The sequence below is a fragment of the Pseudomonas sp. TUM22785 genome, assembly GCF_028198105.1.
GTDB lineage: Bacteria > Pseudomonadota > Gammaproteobacteria > Pseudomonadales > Pseudomonadaceae > Metapseudomonas > Metapseudomonas solani.
Window position 1 is genome coordinate 6,810,888 of sequence record NZ_CP116239.1, and the last position, 9,378, is coordinate 6,820,265.

A 9,378-nucleotide genomic window follows, 5' to 3' on the forward strand; every position below is an offset into this window, starting at 1 on the left:
CTGTCAGAGATTCCCTTGGCCGCCTCAGCGGCCCTTGTTCAAGCGATAGAGTTCGGCCTGCAGCTGGCGCAGGTTGAGCTCGCCGTCGGCATAGGCCTTGAGCGCAGGCTGCGCTTCGAGGCCCGCCAGGGCGAAGCCGAAGAGATCGAGGTTGTCCTGGGCCAGCCCCCCCTGGCTGCGGATGCGGCCGTTGCCGATCACGCCCACGCCCACGGGGACGATGCGCGCGGCCTGGCGATCCAGCCCCACCATCACCACGTAGGAGCCGTCCGGCGGCAGGTAGTCGAGGGTGTTGCCCAGGCGTAGGGCGGCGAGGTCGACGCCGATGGAGCCCTGGACGCTGACCCCGGCGGGTTGCAGCGCATACATCCAGTAGGGCATCGCCAGCGGTTCGACCGGGTACGGCAGCTCGCTGAACTGCAACATCTGCACATGCAGGTCACCCTCCTGGCGGCCATCGGGGAACTGCAGGCGCGCGCCACTGAGGTCGAGCTTGAGCTCGCCTTCCAGCAGGCTCAGCTGGCTGCCGCCCTTCACCGGCACGTAGGGCAGCGTGGTGTTGAGCTGCGCCAACTGCATCTGGCCGAAGTCGTTGCGCTGGCCGCCCTGGACGGTGACAGCGCGGCTGTCGGCGCCGTACCCGCGGTTGCCCGAACCCGGGTTGAGCAGCAGCCGGTACTGGCCACCGGGGATGGTCTGCTCGGCAGTGTCGCCGAAGCCGAAGTTGAAGGCGCCGTCACGGTTGGTGCGCACGCTGCGGTTCAGCTCTTCCAGGCGCACTTCGATGTTCGCCACCGGCTCCTGCAGCTGATCCAGCACCACGCCGGAGATGAAGGTCGGCAGTGCGCGGGTGCGATAGCGCAGGCGTTCCAGCTCCAGGCCGTCGTAGCGCACCTCCACCGACACCTCGGCGTCATAGGCCAGGTCCTTCTCCGGGTAGAAGGCGATCACCTGGCTGCCCGGCAGCTCGGAGAGGGCGCCGACCACGTTCTGATGGTCGAAGTCCACCCGCACCAGTTGGTAGCCCTGGGCCTTGAGCGCACTGGTGCCCAGGCCGTCGAGGTCGACGTAGGACATGCCGTGGGCAGTCTGGTGGACATCGAGTTCCAGCTTGGCGAGGTCGATGGCCTGGTTGAAGTAGAGGCTGATGAAGCCGTTGGGCTCGACGAAACGGGCATTGTTCGCCGGCTCGACGCGCTCCAGGGCCACCGGCACCTGTTGCGGGGTGACCAGGGTGATGCTCCGCGCGCTCTGCGCCACCACCTGGCCATTCGCGCCCTGGAGAACCGCCAGCAACTGGTACTGGCCGCTCTGCGGCGGGATCTGCAGCGTGGCGCTCTTCAGCGTGGTGTCGCCGGTCAGCGGGGCATCGGCGATCAGGTCGCCATTGGCCGCCAGCAGCATGGCCCGAGGCGCCAGCAGGCCACTGAGGTCCTCGATGCGCGCCGCCACCTGCAAGGAGACCGGTTCGCCCAGGTTGAGCAGTTCGGTGCCCTCGGTGGGGATGACCCAGCTGATGGCCGCCTGGGCCGAGAGCTCCAGGCTGTACTCGTGGCGCAGCTGGTTGCCGGCCTGGTCGCGGGCGTCCAGGGTCACGCTCACCGGCTGGCCGATGGGCAACGCGATGCGGCTGGCGAAGCGGAACTCGCCGGCCTGGGCGCCGGGCTCCAGGGTCACGTCGGTGCCGTTGATCTGGAAGCTCGACAGGTTGGTTTCGCGCAGGGTGCCCTTGAGGGGATAGGGCTGCTCGCTGACGCGGTTCTTCGCCGGCAGCTCCACCAGGGGCTGGTCGAGGGTGATCTGTGGCGGCACCTGGTCCAGCTTCCAGCTGAGGGTCTGGCGGGTCTCCTGGCCGCTGCGGTCGCGGGCCAGCAGTTCGACGGAGTAGCTGCTCTGCCCCACCGGTACGTTCAGTGCCTCTTTCAGGTCATGCAGCTGGGCGCCCGGCTCGCGCAGGGCCAGGTTGCGGCCACCGACGCTGATGCGCTCCAGGCCGGCCTCGGCGAATACCTGGCCACCGAGCATGAAGCCGTTGCCCGGCAGCAGGCTGCCATTGGCGGGCGAGAGGTTGTCGAAGCGCGGCGGCTTGAAGCTGGCCTGGGGCGGCTGGTAGGTCACCACCAGGCTGCGCTGGATGCTGCGTTGGTCCACCCAGGCCTGGATGGTCAGGGTGTTGGAGCCCGACTGCAGGGTGATGGGCGTGGATTGGAAGCCGAACAGCGTGACCTGGCCAGTGGCCGACAGGCTGGCCGGCACGCCGTTGACCAATACCTCCATGCGCTGGGCGGCCTTGTCGCTGCGCAGTTGGCCGCGCACCACCAGGTTGGCGTCCTTCACCGTGGCGCCCGGCAGCGGGTAGTCCACCGTCAGGGCGATGTCGCTGGCCAGCGGCTGGCGCTCCACCGTGCGCGCCAGGCTCGCCTGGTTACCGGCCTTGTCGAAGGCGGTCAGGGTCAGCCGGTTGGTGCCTTCCAGCACCGGTACGCTGGCGGTCCACTGGCTGCCTTGCAGGGTCACGGCGAAGCGGGTGCCGGGGAAGCGGTCGGAGGTGAACTCCAGGCGCGCCATGCCGGAAGCGCTGTCATTGGCGCTGCCGCGCAGGGTGACGCTGTCTTCGTTGACGCTGATGACCTCAGGGCCCTCGATGGCCACGACCGGCGGCTGGCGATCCGGGAAGCTGGTGGGGTCGTTCGGGTTGGTGCCGGCAGCCACTTCGTCGTCGTTGCTGACGCCATCGCCGTCGCGGTCCGGGTCCGAGTTGTCGCCGATCTTGTCGCCGTCGAGGTCGCTGCTCTCGGTGGGGTCATCCGGGAAGGCGTCCTGGGCATTGGGCACGCCGTCGCCGTCGCGGTCATCGTCCAGCGCATCCGGAATGCCGTCCTTGTCCAGGTCCGGCGGCGTGCTGTTCTTGTCGTTCGGGTCGAAGCCCAGCTGGGTTTCGTAGTCGTTGGAGATGCCGTCGCCATCGCGGTCGGTGTCGGCGTTGTCGCCGATCTTGTCACCGTCGAGGTCGCTGCTTTCCGTGGGGTCGTCCGGGAACGCGTCCTGGGCGTTGGGCACGCCGTCGCCATCACGATCGTCGTCCAGCGCATCCGGGATGCCGTCCTTGTCCAGGTCCGGCGGGGTGCTGGTCTTGTCATTCGGGTCGAAGCCCAGCTGGGTTTCGTAGTCGTTGGAGATGCCGTCGCCATCGCGATCCAGGTCGGCGTTGTCGCCGATCTTGTCGCCGTCGAGGTCGCTGCTCTCGGTGGGGTCGTCCGGGAAGACATCCTGGGCGTTGGGCACGCCGTCGCCGTCGCGGTCGTCGTCCAGCGCATCCGGGATGCCGTCCTTGTCCAGGTCCGGCGGCGTGCTGGTCTTGTCGTTGGGGTCGAAGCCCAACTGCGTTTCGTAGTCGTTGGAGATGCCGTCGCCATCGCGATCCAGGTCGGCGTTGTCGCCGATCTTGTCGCCGTCGAGGTCACTGCTCTCGGTGGGATCGTCCGGGAACGCGTCCTGGGCGTTGGGTACGCCGTCGCCATCGCGGTCGTCGTCCAGCGCATCCGGGATGCCGTCCTTATCGAGGTCCGGCGGCGTGCTGGTCTTGTCGTTCGGGTCGAAGCCCAGCTGGATCTCGATGTCGTTGGCAATACCGTCGCCGTCGCGATCCGGGTCGGTGTTGTCGCCGATCTTGTCGCCGTCGAGGTCGCTGCTCTCGGTGGGGTCATCCGGGAAAGCGTCCTGGGCGTTGGGCACACCGTCGCCGTCGCGGTCATCGTCCAGCGCATCCGGGATGCCGTCCTTGTCCAGGTCCGGCGGGGTGCTGTTCTTGTCGTTCGGGTCGAAGCCGAGCTGGATCTCGATGTCGTTGGCAATGCCGTCGCCATCGCGGTCGGTGTCGGCGTTATCGCCGATCTTGTCGCCGTCGAGGTCACTGCTCTCGGTGGGATCGTCCGGGAAGGCGTCGTCAGGGTTCAAAACACCATCGCCATCACGGTCGTTGTCCAGGGCGTCGGGGATGCCGTCCTTGTCCATATCCGGCGGCGTGCTGGTCTTGTCATTGGGGTCGAAGCCCAATTGGGTTTCGTAGTCGTTGGAGATGCCATCACCGTCGCGGTCGGTGTCGGCGTTGTCACCGATCTTGTCGCCGTCGAGATCGCTGCTCTCGGTGGGGTCGTCCGGGAACACGTCCTGGGCGTTGGGCACACCATCGCCGTCGCGGTCGTCGTCCAGCGCATCCGGGATGCCGTCCTTGTCCAGGTCCGGCGGGGTGCTGGTCTTGTCGTTGGGGTCGAAGCCCAACTGGGTTTCGTAGTCGTTGGAAATGCCGTCGCCATCGCGGTCGGTGTCGGCGTTGTCACCGATCTTGTCGCCGTCGAGGTCGCTGCTTTCAGCCGGGTCATCCGGGAAGGCGTCCTGGGCATTGGGTACGCCGTCGCCGTCGCGGTCATCGTCCAGAGCATCCGGGATGCCGTCCTTGTCCAGGTCCGGCGGCGTGCTGGTCTTGTCATTGGGATCGAAGCCCAGCTGGGTTTCGTAGTCGTTGGAGATGCCGTCGCCATCGCGGTCGGTGTCGGCGTTGTCGCCGATCTTGTCGCCGTCGAGGTCGCTGTTCTCGGTGGGATCGTCCGGGAACACGTCCTGGGCGTTGGGCACACCGTCGCCGTCACGGTCATCGTCCAGGGCATCCGGAATACCGTCCTTGTCCAGGTCCGGCGGCGTGCTGGTCTTGTCGTTCGGGTCGAAGCCCAACTGGGTTTCATAGTCGTTGGAGATGCCGTCGCCGTCGCGGTCGGTGTCGGCGTTGTCACCGATCTTGTCGCCGTCGAGGTCACTGCTCTCGGTGGGATCGTCCGGGAACGCGTCCTGGGCGTTGGGCACACCGTCACCGTCACGGTCGTCGTCCAGCGCATCCGGGATGCCGTCCTTGTCCAGGTCCGGCGGGGTGCTGGTCTTGTCGTTGGGGTCGAAGCCGAGTTGGATTTCGATGTCGTTGGCAACACCGTCACCGTCGCGGTCGGTGTCGGCGTTGTCACCGATCTTGTCGCCATCGAGGTCGCTGCTTTCCGTGGGGTCGTCCGGGAAGGCGTCCTTGTCGTTCTCTACACCGTCGCCATCGCGGTCGTAATCCAGCGCGTCGGGGATGCCGTCGCGGTCCATATCCGGCGGGGTGCTGTTCTTGTCGTTGGGGTCGAAGCCCAGTTGGGTTTCGTAGTCGTTGGAGATGCCGTCGCCATCGCGATCCAGGTCAGCGTTATCGCCGATCTTGTCGCCGTCGAGGTCGCTGCTTTCCTTGGGATCGTCCGGGAAGGCGTCCTGGGCGTTGGGCACGCCGTCACCATCGCGGTCATCGTCCAGGGCATCCGGAATGCCGTCCTTGTCCAGGTCCGGCGGTGTGCTGTTCTTGTCGTTGGGGTCGAAGCCCAGCTGGATTTCGATGTCGTTGGACACACCATCGCCATCGCGGTCGGTGTCGGCATTGTCGCCGATCTGATCGCCGTCGAGGTCGCTGCTTTCCTTGGGATCGTCCGGGAAGGCGTCCTGGGCGTTGGGTACGCCGTCACCATCGCGATCGTCGTCCAGGGCGTCCGGGATGCCGTCCTTGTCCATGTCCGGCGGGGTGCTGTTCTTGTCGTCCGGGTTGTAGCCGAGCTGGATCTCGTAATCGTTGGAGATGCCGTCGCCGTCGCGGTCCGGGTCGAGGTTGTCACCAATGCCGTCGCCATCCAGGTCGCAGAGCAGGCCGAAGTCGACCTTGCCCAGCGCGGCCAGGTCCTGGCGCGCCTGGGCCTGGGTTTCCAGGCTCAGGTTCGCCGCCACGGCGCCACCGGTGAGCTGGGAGGCGTACTGCTGGGTCAGGTTGCCACGGGCGTAGACGAAGCCGGCCACCGTGGTGTTGGAGCCCAGCACGACGTTGCCTTCGGCCAGCACCACCAGCTGCGAGGGGTCACGGGCCTGGCCGGAGGCCTCGGCATTGAGACGGGCCTGCCAGGGCAGTTCGAGATTCTGTGCCACGTGCAGCCGCACCGTGCCGGCACCGCGCGGGACGATGCGCGCCTCGCTGGCCAGGGTGAGTTTCTCGATCCAGTAGTCACCGGCGGACAGTTCCAGGGTGCCGCGGTAGCCCACTTCCAGCTCCCGCAGGCGATACGCGCCCGGCTTGGTGAAGCGTGCCGTGGCCATGCCGGCGACATTCAGCCGGCGCCACTCGGTGCGGCTGCCGTCCATCACCTGCGTGGCGCCGTAGCCCAGGTCCTGGTTGAAGCTGGAGCCGGTCTTGAGGAAGGCCGGCAGTTGCGGCACGGGGGCAGGCGTGTAGCTGGGCTGGCAATCCTGGGTGCCGCAGCTGCGGGCCAGGGAGGCGAAGCTGCTGTCGACCCGGCTCGCCGGCAGGTAGGCGGAAACGCCATCACGCAGCTGGGCGTTGAGCCCGAAGCTGATGCGGCCGCCAGCGGTATGGCTTTGCAGGCCCTTGGCGAAGGCCGCGGTGCACTGGCTCGGCTGGGTGGTGGGCGGCGTCACCTGGGGCACGCTCTGGCCATTGCGCGGGTCGCTGCCCGCCAGGCGCTCGGCTTCGTCGTCGTAGCCGTCGCCGTCGGTATCCTCATCGAACAGGTCGAGCACACCGTCGCCATCCAGGTCGCGGCGCTCGCTGCATTGGGTGTTCCAGCCCAGGGTGGCGATGGCGTCCATGCGCGTTTCGATGCGCGCGGCGGTGTCCACCACGGCGTTGCGGGCGTTGAGTCCGCCGCGCAGGCGCGAGGCGAAGGCCCCGCGGTAATCCCCTTCCACATAGGCCAGGGCGCCGACGGTGGCGGACGACTCCAGGCTCAGGTTGCCGCGAACGAAGAGCTGCAACGCTTCGGCGCTGCCCTCGCCGTTGACGCTGGCCTGGTAGGGCAGGTTCAGCGATGAGCCGAGCAGGACCCGGGCGTTGCCGCCGGTGACCAGCAGCTGGCTGTTGGAGGCCATGTCCAGCTGGCCGATCCAGTAGCGCCCGGGGGCCAGGGTGACCTTGGCGCCATAGCCGATGCTCAGGCGCTGGATGTAGTAGGCCTGGTGGCGGGCGTTGAAGGTCAGGGTGCCGCCGGCGTCGACGTTGACGGTGCGGTAGCGGTTGAGTTCGCCGCCGCCCGCTTCGCCCACGCCGAGATAGCCCAGGTTGAGGTCATGCTCGCCCTTGATGGCGGGCAGGGTCAGGCCGGCGAAGCCGGCGGCCTCCAGGCCGCTGGCCTGGCAGTCGCGGCTGCCGCAGCTGGGGGCGCCCCAGGGGTTCTGTACGCGGGGGGTGTCGATCAGTTGGCTAGGGTTGCCTTGCAGCGTGCCGCCCCACTGGAAGACGACGCCGCCGGCGCCATGGGTCTGCAGGCCACCGGTGAACAGGGCGCGACAGGACTCGGCCGCCTGCGCCAGGCCGCCACTGGTCAAAAGGAGCCATGCCAGCCCCGCCAGCAGCTGGCACCGCTTGCCCTGCCCCCCCAGCATCCCCATAGTTCGTCCGTCCACTGTTGTACAGGCTGCCCTGCCGTTTCCCTATGCCGGCACCTATCGGCCGGCTCTTCGCAATCGGCTCATCTAGCGCGAGCTGTATTGCACCTTCACCTGGCGCGTCGCCTCTTCACTCAGGCTTTTCACCGCCTGTTTGAGGGCCTGCGGCGCCAGTTTCTCGCGTATCTCGCCACTCACTTCCGACAGCGGCCTGGCCGGCAGGCGCTCCTCGGCGGTCACCCGCACCAGCAGCATCTGGCCGTCCACGTAGAGCGGCGCGATGCTGCCCGCCTGGGTGGGTTCCACCAGGCTGCGCAGGGGCTGCTCCAGCAGTTCGGGCTTGATGCGGTTGCTGCGGTATTCCAGCGGCTTGCCGGCGGCGCGCCAGGCGGCCACCCGCTTCTGCCAGTCGTTGCCCTGCACCTCGGCACCGCTGAGCAGTGCGATGAGTTCGGCGCGCTGGGTTTCATCCAGCTCCTGGTCGCTGGTGATGATTTCGAAGCTCTTTTCCACGCCGCCGCCGAATTCCTCGGGGTGGCGCTGGTAGTAGTCGGCCACCTGCTCGCTGGTCACCGGCTCCGGCGTGGCGTGCTGCTCCAGGTAGTGGCGCACCAGCAGTTCTTCGCGGTAGGCCTGGGCCTTGAGGTCCAGCTGGGCGCGCTCGCCGGCATCCAGTTCGCGCTCGGCGAGCAGGGCCATGGCGCGGCTGGCCACCAGGCTGTCGAGGATCTTGCGTTCCACTTCGTCGTTGGCGAACAGCGGTGCCGACTCGCCCAGGGTGCGCTCGACGGTCAGCTCCAGCTGGGCCCGGGTGATAGGGCTTTCGTCCACCGTGACCAGGGTCGCCGACGGCTCGACCGGTACCTGCGCCAGGGCCTCGGCACCGTCGTCGTCACGGCAGCCGGCCAGCAGCAGCGCCGCCAGCAGGCAACCCAGCGTCCACTCAACCCGCGGCACGGTCTTCGCCTTCCTTGGCGGCAGTGCCCTCGGCAGGGGCCGGGGGCGTCTTGCGATCGATCTTCGCCGCCTTGGCCAGGCGCTCCAGTTCGGCCTGCTTGGCCTCCTGGCGCAGGCGATAGCGGATGTCGCCACTGACCGCTTCGAACGGCTGCTTCACCACCTGCGGCCCTTCGATCACCTTGATCACGTGGAAGCCGAAGGGAGTGACCACGGGCTCGGACAGCTCGCCCGGCTTCATGGCGAATACCTTGCCGCTGAACGCCGGGTCGATGGCGCCTTCCTGCAGCCAGCCAAGGTCACCGCCCTGCTTGGCGGACAGCTGGTCCTCGGAGAAGGTGGCGGCCAGCGCGGTGAAGTCCTCGCCGGCGTTGATCCGCGACTGCACTTCCTGGGCCTTGCTCAGCAGGGCCTGGCGCTCGTTCTCGCTCATGCCGGGGTTGGTGCGCAGGAGGATATGGGCGACGTGCACCTTGCGCGCCTGGAACTGGTCGGGGTTGGTGGCGTAGAAGTTGCGCACCGCTTCGTCGGTCACCCGCTCGCGGAGGAACTCCTCGAAGTAGCGGCTGATCAGCATCTGCTTGCGGAACTCGGCCACCTCGGTCTCCACCTGCTCGGCGGGGAGCAGGCCCTGGGCTTCGATCTGGCCGGCCAGGCCTTCGCGCTCCAGGTACTCGTCCAGCTCGCGGCTGACCCATTCGGCGTTCTGCGCCGGAACCCGCTTGAACTTGAGGAAGGCGTCGAACTGCGCCTGGGTGACCGGCTTGCCGTTCACCTCGGCGATGGAATCGCTGGAGGAATCACAGCCCGCCAGGAGCAGGGCCAGGATCGAGGACGCCAAGGCGAGGCGTGGGAACTGCTTCATGGATCACCACCTTAATAAGGTCAAATTCCTTTTATCGCGGGTGCGATATACAGGTCGGCCACAAACAGGGGTGTGACTCGACTCACAAA

The 9,378-nt window shown here is 67.5% G+C and carries 3 protein-coding genes; all 3 read right to left on the reverse strand.

The window, feature by feature from the left end; all coding sequences use genetic code 11:
- Positions 1-24 precede the first annotated feature (24 nt).
- Positions 25-7,407 carry a hypothetical protein gene (locus tag PI990_RS30735; protein ID WP_271659426.1) on the reverse strand — a complete coding sequence of 2,461 codons (7,383 nt, stop codon included), beginning with the start codon at positions 7,405-7,407 and terminating at the stop codon, positions 25-27.
- 147 nt (positions 7,408-7,554) lie between these two features.
- Entirely contained in the window at positions 7,555-8,424 is an 870-nt protein-coding gene (locus tag PI990_RS30740) for a peptidyl-prolyl cis-trans isomerase (protein ID WP_184491886.1), read from the reverse strand.
- Complete coding sequence (locus PI990_RS30745; protein WP_081711565.1) at positions 8,411-9,289, reverse strand: peptidylprolyl isomerase; 879 nt, start codon at positions 9,287-9,289, stop codon at positions 8,411-8,413. Before PI990_RS30745 ends, PI990_RS30740 begins: the two co-directional genes overlap by 14 nt.
- Positions 9,290-9,378 lie beyond the last annotated feature (89 nt).

Bases quoted from the DNA above. Each gene is read 5' to 3' on its own strand.
- PI990_RS30745 (WP_081711565.1), bottom strand. From the start codon at position 9,289: ATGAAGCAGTTCCCACGCCTCGCCTTGGCGTCCTCGATCCTGGCCCTG.